The 15,405-nt window shown below is 44.5% G+C and carries 12 protein-coding genes and 2 riboswitches; of the genes, 3 read left to right on the top strand and 9 right to left on the bottom strand.

Going from position 1 to position 15,405, the window contains the following annotated elements; all coding sequences use genetic code 11:
• Positions 1-29: 29 nt before the first annotated feature.
• Entirely contained in the window at positions 30-725 is a 696-nt protein-coding gene (locus AC5ELV_RS15550; RefSeq protein WP_493430898.1) for a response regulator transcription factor, read from the bottom strand.
• A 160-nt stretch (positions 726-885) separates the two neighbouring features.
• On the opposite strand from AC5ELV_RS15550, the gene AC5ELV_RS15555 reads away from it, so the two are divergent.
• Entirely contained in the window at positions 886-2,244 is a 1,359-nt protein-coding gene (locus tag AC5ELV_RS15555; RefSeq protein ID WP_493430949.1) for a sugar phosphate nucleotidyltransferase, read from the top strand.
• 197 nt (positions 2,245-2,441) lie between these two features.
• On the opposite strand, the gene AC5ELV_RS15560 is transcribed toward AC5ELV_RS15555, so the two are convergent.
• The 4 genes from AC5ELV_RS15560 to AC5ELV_RS15575 all read right to left on the bottom strand — a co-directional run bounded on the left by AC5ELV_RS15560 (position 2,442) and on the right by AC5ELV_RS15575 (position 7,350).
• Positions 2,442-2,957, bottom strand: coding sequence for a thioredoxin family protein (locus AC5ELV_RS15560; RefSeq protein ID WP_493430899.1), 516 nt, complete (start codon positions 2,955-2,957; stop codon positions 2,442-2,444).
• 255 nt (positions 2,958-3,212) lie between these two features.
• Positions 3,213-5,069, bottom strand: a complete 1,857-nt coding sequence (locus AC5ELV_RS15565) for a beta-glucoside-specific PTS transporter subunit IIABC (RefSeq protein ID WP_493430900.1) — start codon at positions 5,067-5,069, stop codon at positions 3,213-3,215.
• 233 nt (positions 5,070-5,302) lie between these two features.
• Positions 5,303-6,145: a BglG family transcription antiterminator LicT gene (gene licT / locus AC5ELV_RS15570; protein ID WP_493430901.1), complete on the bottom strand. Its 843-nt coding sequence runs from the start codon at positions 6,143-6,145 to the stop codon at positions 5,303-5,305.
• Positions 6,146-6,378: 233 nt separating this feature from the next.
• Positions 6,379-7,350 carry a LacI family DNA-binding transcriptional regulator gene (locus tag AC5ELV_RS15575; protein WP_493430902.1) on the bottom strand — a complete coding sequence of 324 codons (972 nt, stop codon included), beginning with the start codon at positions 7,348-7,350 and terminating at the stop codon, positions 6,379-6,381.
• Between the two features lie 212 nt (positions 7,351-7,562).
• On the opposite strand from AC5ELV_RS15575, the gene AC5ELV_RS15580 reads away from it, so the two are divergent.
• Complete coding sequence (locus tag AC5ELV_RS15580; RefSeq protein WP_493430903.1) at positions 7,563-9,020, top strand: glycoside hydrolase family 1 protein; 1,458 nt, start codon at positions 7,563-7,565, stop codon at positions 9,018-9,020.
• Positions 9,021-9,184: 164 nt separating this feature from the next.
• Positions 9,185-9,261: riboswitch (glycine riboswitch) on the top strand.
• A gap of 18 nt (positions 9,262-9,279) precedes the next feature.
• Positions 9,280-9,374, top strand: a riboswitch (glycine riboswitch).
• Between the two features lie 159 nt (positions 9,375-9,533).
• A complete protein-coding gene (locus AC5ELV_RS15585; RefSeq protein WP_493430904.1) occupies positions 9,534-10,952 on the top strand; it encodes an alanine/glycine:cation symporter family protein in 1,419 nt (472 codons plus the stop codon).
• A 57-nt stretch (positions 10,953-11,009) separates the two neighbouring features.
• On the opposite strand, the gene AC5ELV_RS15590 is transcribed toward AC5ELV_RS15585, so the two are convergent.
• The 4 genes from AC5ELV_RS15590 to AC5ELV_RS15605 form a co-directional block, all read right to left on the bottom strand.
• Positions 11,010-12,182 carry an iron-containing alcohol dehydrogenase gene (locus tag AC5ELV_RS15590; protein WP_493430905.1) on the bottom strand — a complete coding sequence of 391 codons (1,173 nt, stop codon included), beginning with the start codon at positions 12,180-12,182 and terminating at the stop codon, positions 11,010-11,012.
• Positions 12,183-12,330: 148 nt separating this feature from the next.
• Positions 12,331-13,158, bottom strand: coding sequence for a carbohydrate ABC transporter permease (locus AC5ELV_RS15595; RefSeq protein WP_493430906.1), 828 nt, complete (start codon positions 13,156-13,158; stop codon positions 12,331-12,333).
• 21 nt (positions 13,159-13,179) lie between these two features.
• The gene (locus tag AC5ELV_RS15600) at positions 13,180-14,055 is read right to left on the bottom strand and encodes a carbohydrate ABC transporter permease (protein ID WP_029518392.1); all 876 of its coding nucleotides are present in this window, start codon (positions 14,053-14,055) and stop codon (positions 13,180-13,182) included.
• A 32-nt stretch (positions 14,056-14,087) separates the two neighbouring features.
• Positions 14,088-15,371 (bottom strand): ABC transporter substrate-binding protein, encoded by a 1,284-nt coding sequence (locus tag AC5ELV_RS15605; protein ID WP_493430907.1) that lies wholly within the window; start codon positions 15,369-15,371, stop codon positions 14,088-14,090.
• Between the last annotated feature and the right edge of the window lie 34 nt (positions 15,372-15,405).

Here is a 15,405-nt window from a genome sequence, read left to right on the forward strand (position 1 = left end):
CAGTGGGGAAATGAGTAGCCATGATACGGCTACATCTCATATTTGTAGCCTCTACCCCAGACGGTACGGATATGCTGAGGATTTTTAGGGTCACGCTCAATTTTTTTGCGAAGGCTGGAGATATGTACGTCGATGGTGCGATCCAGATAAGCGCCATCTCCGCCTTTGATCCGATCCATCAGCTCACTGCGGGTAAAGACTTTACCTGGATTGCAGGACATCTCTTTTATAATAGAAAATTCGATTTGAGTGACTTCTATTTCTTGGTCATCGACTAACAAGCTATGACGGTAATCATTAACCCAAACTCTTACCTTTTTAAGCTTTTGCATGACCGTTTGCGATTCAGTGGGCAAGTTGCGGCCGCAGCGGCGCAACAAGGCGTTGATGCGGGCATTTAACTCTCTTAGACTGAAAGGCTTGCATAAAAAGTCATCCGCTCCGTCATCCAGAGCCTTTATTCTTATATTCAGCAGGGTGTTATTAGAGATGACCAGCATAGGAACCGTGGTAAATTGACGGATTTGGCTGATCAGCGCACATTCGACTCTACCGGAAAACATCAGAGCGGTCACAATAATATCCGGCTTAAAACGCATAAGTGTAGGAATTGCAAGTTTAGAGTCATAGATAAGTTCGGTATGATAGCCTTCCTCCTGAAGATGAAGAGCAATCATATCTGCCAAACCTTTTTGATCTTCAATGATGAGTATTTTTATGGACATGACTGACATCTCCTGTACAGACAAAGATACAATAGCATTGCATAATCATGTATTTGCCACGATAATACATACTTATGTATTCGGCAGAAATGCGAAAATCGAACAGTCCTATAATGAAAGAAAAATATTAATTTACAGGAAGAAGGTTGCATCTTTGCGAATGATTTTATTATCTGGAGGTTCGGGTAAACGTCTATGGCCCCTATCCAATGTGAACCGCCCCAAGCAGTTTCTTTCCATTCTACGTCATGATGAACGGCCGGAAAGCATGCTGCAACGAATATGGAGGCAATTAGATGAGGCAAATTTGGCAGATGAGGCCTATTTTTCAACGAGTGGAACTCAGGCCGAGCTGATTCGGGGGCAAATTGGCGGAGATGCTGTAGTGATTGAGGAGCCGACTCAACGGGATACCTTCCCGGCCATTTCCCTGGCTACGGCCTACTTGCATGACGTTGCAGGCGCATCACGCGACGAGATCGTAGGGGTCATGCCCGTGGACGGGTATGCGGGGGATGAATTTTTTGAGCATCTGCGCAGGCTTCCTTCCATATTAGAGCAATCAGGATGCCATATCGCATTAATGGGGGCTGCTCCAACGGAACCCTCAGATAAATACGGATATATTGTGCCTTCAGCCTCTCCTTCACTTGACCAGCCATATTATAGGGTTAGTTCATTTGTAGAAAAGCCGGATCTGATCCGTTCGGAAGCATTGATCCGTGAAGGGGCCTTATGGAATTGCGGGGTGTTTGCTTTTAGGCTGGGCTTTTTGTTGGATATTCTGAAGCAAATGAGTTTACCAGTCGACTATGAATCTCTTTCGACAAATTACGCAGACTTGCCTAAAACCAGCTTCGATATTGCGGTAGTAGAGCATACTCGTAAGCTCTCCGTGCTTCCTTATCATGGAGAGTGGAGGGATTTGGGGACGTGGGATTCGTTGGTGCGGGAAGTAAGTTCGAAGCTAAGTGGTCCAGGATATATCTCAGAAGCTTCACATGACTCGCATATCATCAATGAACTGGAGATTCCGGTCAGTATCTGGAATGTCCCTAACATTATCGTCGTTGCTGGTCCAGATGGCGTGCTGGTTACGGATCGACAGTCGTCAACTGGAATTAAGGATATGGTGGCGGAAATTGAAATCGGTCCGCGTTTTGAGGAGCGCTTCTGGGGGAGGCAAACGGTATTATCCCATCAGCAGGCAGCAAGTGGATTGCAGACAGTGACCAAACGCGTGGTCATTTCAAACGGGAGATTTATCAGCTATCATGAGCATCAGTTTCGTAAAGAAGTTTGGACCATAGTTTCTGGAACCGGAAGTGTCTCTATCAATGGCGTGACACAGACAGTCAGCCCTGGTGAGGTCATCGTCATAGAACCCGGTACAAAGCATTTTATAGGGGCAGTAGAGGGAGATTTAGAATTCATTGAGTCACAAATCGGACATATTGTATCCGAAACGGATATTATCCGATATGAATTTCCCGATTCGATTGACGGCCATACTGTATGAATTGTCTACAACATAGGGACTGATAGATACGAACGAGGTTTATTAGATGGCAATGAAGAGTAGTAGGAACTATTTTTTATTAGAGCTTAGATGACCTGTACATTCCTAAAAAAAGGTATTCATGCGATATATGGATGAATACCTTTTTTTGCATAAACATTTCTTTGTGTTTGTAATGAAATGAATAGAAAAGAGAGTTATAAAATAATTTTCTTGGAAGTCAGCCACTCTTTTACGGCGTCCGTACTGAGGTCCCTTTTAGGCGTCCATTCTATTTTATCAACCAGCTTGCCGTTTCTGAATTCTGCAATGGTGGGGGTGTATTTAACGTTGTAGTCCTCTTTGAATTTATTCCATTGGGGCTTGTCCTTATGGATTTTGTGAACGTTCAAAAAAGTGATTTTAGAGCCTAGATTATACTGCTCAATCATCTTGTTAAAGTTAGGCTCAAACCGATTGCAATCGCCACAACTCGGTCTGCCAACATAGATAAATACACTTTGATCCTGTTGAATCAAACTCTTAAAGCCATCAACTGTAACCGCATTCAAGTGGTCATATATTTCGGGGTAATTGCTTTTGCTCGCTTGGATTTCTTTGTCTTTTTGTTGAACAACCTGCTCCAGGTCTTGAAATTTAACTACAGCTGAAATAGCTATACCAATGACAAGTAACACAATCACACTTAACCCGGCGATATATCCTTTTTTCACAGAAATCCTCCTTTTTTTACATTCTTACACTTACAATAAATGATATTTCCATTTTTCGCTGTAACACTTGTCTCATTATGGTTAAAAAAAGAAGCCTTCCATTGGGAAAGCTTCTTTAGTCAGCATTTTGCATAATTCGATTCCCAACGCTTGTAAGTACAGTATATAGACGAACTAAAGCGTTTCGATCTATATACTGCTGATTTGAAAACGCTCTGGGATGTATGCAAAATGCTCTAGTCTGAAAATTAAATGTTAGACCACAACAGTCAACAAGTAATCCTCACGCTTCACTTCAGTTTCCATTGTGTTCAACACATCCAGGTATTGAGCGGAATTTGTTACGATAATTGGTGTAGCCGTAGTATAGCCTGCCGCCTTAATTTGCTCGATATCAAATTCAAGCAACAGTTGTCCTTGCTTAACCACATCGCCTTCCTTGACGCGCTTGTCAAAGAATTGTCCTTTCAGCTTCACTGTATTCACACCAACGTGAATCAGAATTTCTGCTCCGTCATTGGAAGTAATACCGATGGCATGTCCGGTCGGGAATACGGTCGTAATCGTTCCATTGACAGGAGATGTCAGCACACCTTCTGTAGGATCAATGAGGATTCCTTTCCCCATAGCACCTGAAGCAAAAGCTACATCAGAAGATTGTTCCAAAGGCAACACTTTACCTTGCAGTGGGCTTACGAGAATTTCTTTCTCGATTGCCACTTCTTTCTTTATAGGTGCAGCTTCTGTTTTTGCAGTTTCTTCTTTTGGATCATCAAAGCCTAAAACCATAACCAACACAACTGCGAGTACAAAGGCAACGAGTAAACCGATGACTACCCACAAGAATCCAGCTCCAAAATATGTTGGCAGCGCCAGTAAACTAGGCAGGGAGAAGGATTTTGCAGTCGCTCCGCCAGAAGCGATAATAGCGCCCCCAATACCACCGGAAATACAAGCATAAATGAAAGGCTTTTTCAATTTTAAAGTTACACCATAAATCGTTGGTTCAGTAATCCCGAATACAGCTGCCAGTGTAGAGGAACCAGCCAAAGCCTTCATTTGAGTATTCCGTGATTTCAGGAATACCCCCAGTGTCGCACCTGCTTGAGAAAGTACGGCAGCTGTAAGCATTGGAAGCATCGTGTCATAACCCAATGTTGCAATATTCGACAGCATGACCGGAACGAAGCCCCAATGTACACCGAAAATAACAAACACTTGCCAGAATGCACCAGCCACAGCCCCGGCGATTAATGGACTTAAGTTGTATACCCATGTAAAACCGTTTGCCAGGCCTTGACTGATCAGGTTACCTATTGGACCAAAGGCAAGGAATGTTAACGGAATAACGACCAGTAGTGAAAGCATCGGTACGATAATGTTTTTAACCGATTGATGGATAAAGGAATTGAACCAGCGCTCTACATAGGACTGTACCCAGACCGCCAGAATAATGGGAATGACACTAGAACTATAATTAATCAGAATAATTGGAATACCTAGGAACGCCAATCTTTCTGGGTTACTTACCGCCGCTATAACTGCTGGATAGACCAGAGCTCCGGCGATTGCCACCGATACAAAGGTGTTTGTCTTAAATTTACGGGACGATGTAACAGCTAGAAATACCGGAAGGAAATAAAATACGCTGTCCGAAGCTGCGTTTAGGATCATATACGTACCGCTTTTATCATTAATCCAATGAAGCGACAAAATTAATGCCAAAATCCCTTTGAGCAAACCTGCTCCGGCTAGAGCGCCCAAGAGAGGAGAGAAAATGCTGGAAATGATATCGACCGCTTTGCCAAGGAAATTCGTTTTTTCTGAAGATTCTTCCTTTTTGGCATTAGGATTGTCTGCATCCTGCAAATTCGTTTCTGCCATCATATGCTCAAACACTTGACCTACATTGTTGCCGATGACCACTTGAAACTGGCCGCTGCTTTCCACTACTGTAATGACACCAGGGGTTGCCTCCAGTGCGGCTTTGTCTGCTTTGGTACGATCATTTAATTTAAATCTCAAGCGTGTAGCGCAATGGAATACCGAATTGACATTCTCTTCGCCACCAACGAGGGTCACTATTTTTTTAGATAGTTCTTTATCACTCATATTCAGAACTCCTTATGGGTTATTCTTGCTACTGATAGGGTTTACTGTTTACATCTGTTGCTAAGATGCGCCGGCGTGCATCTTTTTAAACTCGTAAACAAGAAAAACCTAAACTCGTGGTGAAAACTACGCACTCTCTCCTATAGAGGAACGTCGATTTCACCATCAGTTTAGGTTTTGCCTGCCTTACCAGTCACAATCCATGAACGATGAGGGGTATGAAGTTGTTAGTCTTATATGTTATTACGCTCAGTTACCCGATGAATATGGATAGTTAGATATACGTATTCATCCTTGCTTAAATATTGATCGTATGTTTTTTCCAGATACTCATTGATCTTTTGGGCACAAGCAAAAGCTTCGGTATACGTCTGCTTCACCTGGTTGTACAAAAATTCTTCGCCACTGTGAATGACTTCTTTGCGAATCACTCGCATCGCAAAATATTGCAAATGTGTCAAAAATCTCGAATAGCTAAAAGAAGACTCATCCAGCACAATCCCGTAATGGTACGTAATAATGTTCAAGATATGTTGGACGATCTCAGTCATTTTCAGCGTAGATTTCATTTCGTTACCGTCGATTCGTGCATTCACCATATGCAATGCAATAAATCCCGCTTCATCTTCGCCCAATTTTACTCCGAGCGTATTTTCAATTTTTTGGAGAGCATCCAGTCCAACTGCAAATTCTTTTTTGTAAAAGCGTTTAATTTCATACAGCATCGCGTTTTGGAGTGCCAGTCCTTTTTCTTGCCGTTGTATGGCAAAATGAATATGGTCGGTCAATGTTAAATAAATATTATCACTTAACTCTGTATCCAGCACTTCTGCTGCATGGGTTACAATTTCATTCACGACCTCCAGATGAGATACAGGAATATCGTTCAGCAGCTCGGTTAGTTTGGCCGTGAACTCGTTTTCATTTAACATGAAAATCTTATCTATTTTATCATCATCGACTTGATCGCCAGCCACCTTTTTGAAGGAAATACCTCTTCCCATCACGATGACCTCTTTGCCTTTATCGTTTTTAGTCAATAGGACGTTGTTATTGAGCACCTTCTCAATAATCATTGAAGTTCCCCCTCCCATCCTTTACCAATAAAAAATGCCTAAGCACAATTCAATACTATTGTTAGCAATAGCACTCAATTGAACTCAGGCATTGCCCGCATCACCGGTCACAATCCTTCGATATAGTGCTATTGTAGCACAAAAAAAAGCGATTTCAACATATTTTATTCTGTTTCGACAAAAAATATTTCATATCAAGGCCCTTTTGCCTAATTTGCAAGTACATCGTTACCTTACGTGGTCGTACGTTCAATGAGACTGTATTCTAACGAATGAAGCTCCATTTGGCGTCCAATCAGCTGAGGGGAAAGCATGAAAAAGGCATTTTGTGCTTGAGCCATGATAGGATTTTGAATCGTTGTAATCCCCAATGTATGCGCCAGCTCCGTGTTATCGAAACCAACAATCGCCAGATCCCCCGGTACATTCAGCCGTTGTCTGCGTGCTTCACAGAGAATGCCCACTGCTACATAATCGTTAGCACATAAAATAGCCTCTGGGAATTCGTTCCGACGCTGTAACAAATCCCTTACGACCTGTTCGCCATCACGGATATTATAAATAGAAGAGTGATTCCAGTGTTGCAACACTGGCAGATTGTGCTCACTCATGATCTGTTCATAGGCTCGTTGTCTGCTATGGGTATTGATGCTGCTCGGACGGCCAAAAGCATTGGCTATGCGAGTATAGCCTTTTTGTATCAAATGCTTGAGCGCTAACATATATCCTTCATACTGATCCATAGCAACGGAGCGAATATCGGTATGCTCCATTCGTTGCCACGACACGATCGGGCCATATTTGCAATAGGTACTCAAAAAATTAGTATCATTCACACAGGAAATGATGACCAGCGCATCGACTCTTTTTCTTTTTAAGTCCTCAAAGGCTTGAAGCTCTTTCTTTTTGTCTTCTCCTGAAGTATAAATAATGGTTTGAAATTCATATTGGCCCGCTACTTCTACAAAGCTGTCCAGAAAAGCGAGAACAATTTCATTAATAGTTGAAGTAATGATACCGATCTGAAGCGTCTGACCCTTGGATAGAGAAATGGCATTCCGATTAGGAACATAATCTAATTCCTGCATGATTTTCAAAATCTTAGTTCTTGTTTCGTGACTGACATGGGGGGACTGATTTAATACTCTGGATACCGTAGCTTTGGAAAAGCCCGCCAGTTTTGCAATTTGATCAAGATTCGACATGGTGCTTCTCCTCACATAAGAAAAAAATACTTGACATGAAACGCGTTTCAACGATTAGGATGCTTATGAAGGCATTACGTTTATTTTAAAGCATCCGTCAATGCATTTCAAAGGAGAACGGTTACCGTTAGGTATTGATTCACATTTGCAGCACTTGATGGGATTACTTGGCCAAAGTAAAAATCTTAAATATGGAAAGAGGTTCTTATACCATGACGAAGGCGCTAAAAGGATTTCCGAAAAACTTCTTGTGGGGCGGGGCAACTGCAGCCAACCAATTGGAAGGTGCTTTTGACGTAGATGGAAAAGGATTGTCCAGTGCGGACATGATTGCCTATGTACCCAAAGCGGAACGTAAGAACGATCACGCTATAGAGATTTCGTCCGAGCGACTCGAAGACATTTTGGCAGGCAAAGTCAATGCCCGTTTTCCAAAACGTGAAGGTGTGGACTTTTACCACCACTACAAAGAAGATATTGCATTGTTCGCTGAAATGGGCTTTAAGGTATTTCGTATGTCCATTCACTGGGCGCGGATTTTCCCGAATGGGTATGATGCCGAGCCGAATGAAGCAGGATTGCAATTCTACGACAATGTATTTGATGAGTTGCGCAAGTATAATATTGAGCCCTTGGTAACATTGTCACATTATGAAACACCGCTAGGTCTGACTCAGAAGTATAATGGCTGGCTGGGACGCGAAGTCATACAGCATTACGTCAATTATGCCGAAACGGTGTTTACACGCTATAAAGATAAAGTGAAATACTGGCTGACCTTTAATGAAATCAATGTAATGACCATGAGCCCATTTACCGGTGGCGGTGTGGTTATTGACCGTGTAGAAAACAAACAACAAGCGATATATCAAGCATTGCATCATCAATTTGTAGCTAGTGCACTGGCGACCAAACGAGGACATGAGATCATCCCGGGCGCTCAGATCGGCTGTATGCTGGCACGTATTGAAAGCTATCCACATACGTGTAACCCAGAGGATATACTGAAAGCCCAGCATGAAAATCAAATGAACCTGTTCTTTACGGATGTGCATGCTCGTGGGGAATATTCCAACTACATGAACCGTTATTTTGAAGAAAATAATATTGTGATACACACAGAGCCCGGCGATGCCGAAATTTTGAAAAATAACACGGTCGATTTTATCTCATTCAGCTACTATATGACCTTGACCGTATCTGCAGGTCCAGAAGGCGAGAAAGCAGCAGGAAACCTGATTGGCGGCGTGAAAAATCCGTATCTGCAGTCCTCCGACTGGGGATGGCAGATCGATCCGATCGGCCTGCGTGTTACGCTGAATACGTTTTATGACCGCTATCAAAAGCCGCTGTTCATCGTGGAAAATGGCCTAGGTGCTTATGATAAGGTAGAAGAAGACGGCTCGGTGCATGACACATATCGTATTGATTACTTGCGTCAGCATATTGCCCAAATGAAGGAAGCGATTGCCGACGGTGTTGATCTGATTGGTTACACCAGTTGGGGCCCTATCGACCTTGTGAGCATGTCTACTTCCGAAATGTCCAAGCGCTACGGATTTATTTACGTTGATCTGGATGATGACGGTAACGGAACGCTCAAACGCTCCAAAAAGGACTCTTTTAACTGGTATAAAAATGTGATAGCAACCAATGGTGAAGAATTGTAATTCCATATCATCTCGGGCGGGTATAGCAGAGGACATCCTAAGATGCAATCTGCTGTACCCGCTTTTTTGATAGACACAATAATATTTCAAAGGGCTTCACAAACTTTTCACTTGTAATAAGCTGAAAGTTTTCTGTATAATGAATAAAAATTTCATATGTCTGGTTGATGTTTGCGGGAGATGGAACGAAAGTTCCGACCGAAGGGGCAAAACTCTCAGGTGCTTAGGCTGATTACAGCAACAAGCGGGGACCGTAAACGGACAGAACTCTGGAGAGACCCTTAATTGGGCGCCGAAGGTGCACCGCAGAGAACATCTGCTTAAACTCTCAGGCAAAAGGACAGAGACGCGAATAACCTGTGACAGGGAATGCCCTAGGCTTTTTTATGAGCTATTAGAGGCGGAAATCTGCACAAGATGGTTGTATTTTTTCGTGCCTTTAACCTCTCCAGGAGTCGAATCAGCGGATTTGACTCTTTTTTGTTTTCTAATATGCTGGAGGAGCGGGTTGAAATGAATTTGGTACATGTGTTAGAAGCGATTAGTAGCTGGATATGGGGGGCGCCTCTCATCATTCTTGTCATGGGAACGGGGTTGTGGCTGACCATACGTTTGAAGATGCTGCAGGTATTCCGCCTGCCCCTGGCGATCAAGCTGATCGGTAAGGCCCCGAATGAAGGCAGCGGGGATGTAAGTAGTTTTGCGGCTTTAAGTACGGCGCTTGCGGCTACAGTTGGCACAGGAAGTATTGTCGGCGTAGCGACAGCTATTAAGCTGGGCGGGCCGGGTGCCTTGTTCTGGATGGTCGTTGCAGCCTTTTTTGGGATGGCGACGAAATATGCGGAAGGTGTACTTGCGGTAAAATACCGGGTGAAAGATCGGAATGGACAATTTTCCGGCGGCCCGATGTATTATATTGAGAAAGGTCTTGGACGCCGTTTTAAACCACTGGCGATGCTGTTTGCTTTTTCGGGCATGCTGGTAGCGTTGTTCGGGATTGGAACGTTTCCGCAGGTCAAAGCGATTGTATCTTCGACCGAAAACAGCTTTGGCGTTCCGCCCATTGTAACGGCACTGATTATTGCGATCCTTACAGGACTTGTTACTATTGGAGGACTTAAAAGCATTGCCAAGGTATCGACGAAGGTCGTTCCTTTTAAAACAGGCTTGTACGTACTGATCTGTCTCATCGTACTGATTCGGTTTGCTGACCAGCTTCCTGCCGCAATCGCGCTGGTGCTTCATTCGGCATTTTCAACTACATCTGCAACGGGCGGATTTGCCGGAGCTACGATTATGCTGGCGATGCGAAGTGGGGTAGCCAGAGGTATTTTTGCCAATGAGGCCGGATTGGGAAGCGCACCGATTGCAGCCGCAGCTGCCAAAACCAAATGGCCTGCGGAGCAAGGGCTAATTTCCATGACAGGCGTGTTTATTGATACGATGGTTATTTGTGTGATGACTGGGTTGACGCTGCTGGTTAGCGGTGTGTGGAGCGGGCCTACCGATGCAGGCCTGATGACTCAGCAAGCATTTTCCAGTGCATTCCCGCTGGGGGCGGAGCTGCTCACCATCATTCTGATTATGTTCGCGTTCACCACCATGCTCGGCTGGAACTATTACGGGGAACGTTGTGTTGAATATTTGCTTGGGGTCAAGTGGATTAAACCTTACCGTTATCTATTCATCTTACTGGTTGCCGGGGGCGCGTTCATTAAACTGGATGCGATTTGGCTGCTGGCAGATATCTTTAACGCAATGATGGCTTTCCCGAACCTGATTGCACTGCTTGGCTTATCGGGAATCGTAGTTGCAGAAACCCGAACCTATATGGATTCTCTGAATTCTAGTAAGAAAAAGGGCATTCTTGCAGGTGCCGGTGTAGGGGCAGCTATTCAAGTAGAAGAAAAGGGGCAAACGGTTAATTTATAAATTCTAAAAGGGAGTGTCTTCAGCCATCATAGGCTTGAGGACACTCCCTTTTGAATGTTATAACGATGCGCGCAAAATTGCTAAAATATCTTCTTGATTCAGCTTTTTATAATTACCGAAGCCTCCGTATTCCATTTCACGGGCTGCAATGTTTGCGATTTTTTCCAGTTGCTCATCATTAATATTGTAATCGGCCAGGGTGGAAGGGGCACCGAGACTTGTCCAGAATGCACTAAGACGGTCAATACCTTCCAAGGCGATTTCTCTATCTGTTTTACCTACGGTGTCTAAGTCAAACATGCTGAGCATCAGCCGCTTCATACGTGCAGCATCCTGATCCACTGTATGTCTCATCCAGTTGGGGAACAGGATCGCCAGACCACCAGCATGAGGAATATCATATACAGCAGATAATGCATGTTCAATCGTATGCGAAGCCCAGTCCCCGAAGTAGCCCATTTGCAGTGTTCCGTTAAGAGCAATCGTTCCGGCATATAAAATCGTTTCACGATGCTCGTAGTTGTGCAAATCCCCCAGCAGCTTAGGTGCAGTTTCGATCACGGTTTGCAACACAGAAAAGCACATGCGATCTTGCAACGGTGTATTTTTAACATTGTGAAAATACTGTTCAAACACATGGCTCATCATATCCACCATACCATATACCGTCTGATCACGTGGCACAGAGAAGGTGTTTTTTGGATCCAGAATGGAGAATTTCGGATGCGTCACCGCGCTGCCCCATACGTATTTTTCGTTTGTTTCCCAGTTGGTGATAACAGAATCTGGATCCATTTCTGAACCGGTGGCGGCGAGTGTGAGGATGGTACCGAATGGCAGAGCCTGGGTTGGCATGTGCTTTTTGTTGATAATATCCCACACATCGCCGTCATATTCAGCCCCTGCTGCGATGGCTTTGGTACAATCAATAACGCTTCCGCCGCCTACTGCAAGTAAGAAGTCGATTTTTTCGTTTCGGCAAATGTCGATGCCCTTCTTAACGGTGGACAAGCGCGGATTCGGTTCTACGCCCGACAATTCATGAATGTTGAGATGTAGCGGCTCTAGCGCGTTTAATACCTGGTCATACAGACCATTTCGTTTGACACTTCCGCCTCCATATATCAGCAAAATATTTTTGCCGTAATTCAACAGCTCCTGCTGCAGTTCTTCAATTTGATTGTCTCCAAAAATTAATTTGGTAGGGTTATAATATGTGAATTTGTTCATCTGGAAAGTACCCCTCAGTTCATAGTTCATGTTCAAATCGTAAACCGCTTATCCTGATTGCCTGTTGGATACCTGACTTCATCATGTAAGCTATTTGAAATGACGATTGACCATTATACATGAAATGAATAAGGGAATTCAAGTAAATCTAATCTTTGACCGCTCCAGCGGCAAGATCGGAAATAAACTGGCGGCTAATGAAAAGAAACAAAATAATAAGTGGCAGTACAGCAAGCAGGGTGCCCGCAATGACCATCGCATAATCCGTATTGTAAATCCCGTTCAATTGTGACAGTGCAATCTGGAGCGTGAATTTACGCTCATCCGTTAAGACGATTAGCGGCCATAAATAATCATTCCAGGCTCCTATAAAGGTAAACGCGCCGAGAAAAGCGAACGCTGGACGTAGAATTGGCAGTGCTACATTCAAGTACAGTCGAAAAAAGCTGCATCCGTCCATCCGTCCAGCATCCAGCAGCTCCTTGGGAATGGATTCTTCCGCATATTGACGAATCCAGAAAATGCCGAAGGCATTTACCATCCCCGGGATAATAAGCGCTTTGAACGTACCTACCCATCCAAAGGAGGCCATCATGACAAAGGAGGGGACAAGCGAAAGTTGTGAAGGGACCATCATTGTAGCTAGCAGAATGATAAATAGCACTTTTTTGCCCGGAAAATCAAACTTGGCGAATGCAAAACCTGCCAGTGAATCGAAAAACAGAACCAATAGGGTAACAGAACCGGCTACAAAAAGGGTATTAAAAAAGGCTCCGGCAAAATTAATCTGCTGTAATACTCTCGTTATGTTATCCAAAAAGTGGCTGCCAAACCACAATTGCGGTGGAAAACGGTAGATGTCTGAAGTTGTACGGGTTGCCATGACGATCAGCCAGTAAAATGGAAACATCGACAGAATGATTCCCACCAACAATCCGGCATATAAAACCAAGGATTTTGCGCGTGTCTGCATCATGCTGTTAGCTCCTTCCCATCGTTATTTTTTACCTTGGACGAGTTTCCAGTTGATGATGGAGAATAGAGCAATGATGAGGAACATGCCCCATCCGACGGCTGCACCATATCCAAAATAGTTGTTAATGAACGACTCGCGGTACAGGTATAAAACGATGGTCATGCCACTTGCCCCGGAACCGCCGTCATTACCGACCAGGACCTGTGGCTCGGTGAAGAGCTGCATACCGCCGATGGTGGACGTAATGACCGTAAACAGAATGACTGGGCGCAGCATGGGGATAGTGATGCGGAAAAAAGCTTGTGCTCCGGTTGCTCCGTCTATTTTGGCGGCCTCATACAGCACATGTGGAATACTCTGGAGTCCGGCCAGATAGATGATTGCGTTATAGCCCATCCATCTCCATACGACCATTGAGGAAATGGCAATTTGGATACCCCATGGCACATTCAGCCATTGAACCATGGGCAGTCCCAAGAGTTGCAGAAGATAGTTGAGAAATCCGAAATTGTTGGCAAATAAGGCACCAAATATGATGGCAACAGCCACAATAGACGTCACATTTGGCAGGAAGAATCCAACACGCCATAAGGTGCGCATTTTCACAAAAGGGGCATAAAGCAGAAAGGCAATAATCAGTGCGAAGAATAGCATTGGAATCGTTGCATACACCCAGATCACAAAGGTGTTGCCTACAGCCTGCCAAAATTCATGATCTGTTACAAGGTAGCGAAAGTTGCCCCAGCCGTTGTAGGTCATGTCTCCGATTCCGTCCCATTTGTGAAACGCCAGGTATAATGAAAAACCAATCGGAAACAGTCCAAAGATGCCAAACAGCAGATAAAACGGCGAGATCGCAGCATAAACGGCACGGTGCTTCCAGATTTCTCTCAGCATATTGTCCACACGCCTTTTTTAAATTTTGTTTTTTATCGCTGTAATTCCCGTTCGATTCGTTCCATTGTTTCCGTCCATAATGCATCAGGATTAGCATCCTGCTTGGCGACATTAGCAAGGCGACGGGTCACAATGCCGTGGATGACAGGATAGCGCTCGCCGAAATAGCTGCTTTTCACATGACGTGCGGAAGCAGCGAAGATGAGTCCGGTGGCCTGACCCCCAAAAAAAGGCTCGGGTGTTCCCATGATAGGATCGTCAAAGACACCGGGAGTGGACGGGAACAGTCCGATTTTGTGGTAGGCTTCCAACTGGTGTTCCGGGTTTTGCAGCCAGGTCAGGACTTCAAAGGCTTCTTTGGGATGTTTGCTGGATTTGAGGATAGAAATGAAAGAACCACCCAGGTTACCGTCTCCTCCAGGAGCACGGGCGACTCTCCATTTGCCAGCTGTATCCGGCGCGGCCTCTGTGAGAACTTGCTTCATCCAAACAGCCCCTACAAAAGAGGCAATTTTGCCGTTATTGACCGAAGCGTTCCATTCAGGAGTCCAGCCATCTGCATTGGCGAGCAGATGCTTCTTGTGGAAATCAACAGCGGTTTTCCAGCCCAGACGGATGTCAGGAGATTGATTGCCGATATAGCTTCCGTCCGGTTTGAAGTAAAGGTTAGAATGTTGGGCGAGCACCTGATTGTAAACGTTTACAATATTGTCGGCCAAAAACGAACGGCTTCCGAATTTCTGCTGAAGTTGTTCTCCAGCTGCCATGTAATCATCCCATGTGCGGATGGAGGCACTAACCTTTTCAGGGTCACTAGGCAAGCCAGCTTGTTCAAACAGATCACTTCGGTAGAAGAGGGCGGTAGGTCCTGTATCCATGGGAAATGCAATCATTTTACCATCAGGAGTGATCCCCTGATTCCATTTCCATTCCAAATATTGATCCTTCAAGCGGTCTGCTCCGAGTTCCCTTAAGTCATAAAAACGATCCGCACTGGGGAACAGCTCCACCATCCAATCGTTCAGAGCCACGATGTCTGGTTCACCGGAACGAGCTGCGAGTGTTGTCTTCAGTTTGGCTTTGAAGTCACCGCCTATTTTTTGAGTTTTTAATTCAATGTTGGGAAATTGTTTTTCCGCCTGGGCGAGGAGTTCATCGTCAATAGAACGATTCCAGTACCACAATGTAAGCGTTATCTTTTTTCCGTTCGACAAATTAGTTTCAGATGATTGACTTTGAGAGGATGAGGGTCCACTACAAGCACTAAACATAGTGAGAAAAGCAAGACATAATACCAGCCATTGTACTGTCTTCACATCATTTCCCTCCTTGCTGTCTGAGATAATCTGC

Source organism: Paenibacillus sp. NMA1017, from assembly GCF_058895805.1.

Bases quoted from the DNA above. Each gene is read 5' to 3' on its own strand.
- AC5ELV_RS15550 (WP_493430898.1), bottom strand. From the start codon at position 725: ATGTCCATAAAAATACTCATCATTGAAGATCAAAAAGGTTTGGCAGAT.
- AC5ELV_RS15555 (WP_493430949.1), top strand. From the start codon at position 886: ATGATTTTATTATCTGGAGGTTCGGGTAAACGTCTATGGCCCCTATCC.
- AC5ELV_RS15565 (WP_493430900.1), bottom strand. From the start codon at position 5,069: ATGAGTGATAAAGAACTATCTAAAAAAATAGTGACCCTCGTTGGTGGC.
- licT (WP_493430901.1), bottom strand. From the start codon at position 6,145: ATGATTATTGAGAAGGTGCTCAATAACAACGTCCTATTGACTAAAAAC.
- AC5ELV_RS15575 (WP_493430902.1), bottom strand. From the start codon at position 7,350: ATGTCGAATCTTGATCAAATTGCAAAACTGGCGGGCTTTTCCAAAGCT.
- AC5ELV_RS15580 (WP_493430903.1), top strand. From the start codon at position 7,563: ATGACGAAGGCGCTAAAAGGATTTCCGAAAAACTTCTTGTGGGGCGGG.
- AC5ELV_RS15585 (WP_493430904.1), top strand. From the start codon at position 9,534: ATGAATTTGGTACATGTGTTAGAAGCGATTAGTAGCTGGATATGGGGG.
- AC5ELV_RS15590 (WP_493430905.1), bottom strand. From the start codon at position 12,182: ATGAACAAATTCACATATTATAACCCTACCAAATTAATTTTTGGAGAC.
- AC5ELV_RS15595 (WP_493430906.1), bottom strand. From the start codon at position 13,158: ATGATGCAGACACGCGCAAAATCCTTGGTTTTATATGCCGGATTGTTG.
- AC5ELV_RS15600 (WP_029518392.1), bottom strand. From the start codon at position 14,055: ATGCTGAGAGAAATCTGGAAGCACCGTGCCGTTTATGCTGCGATCTCG.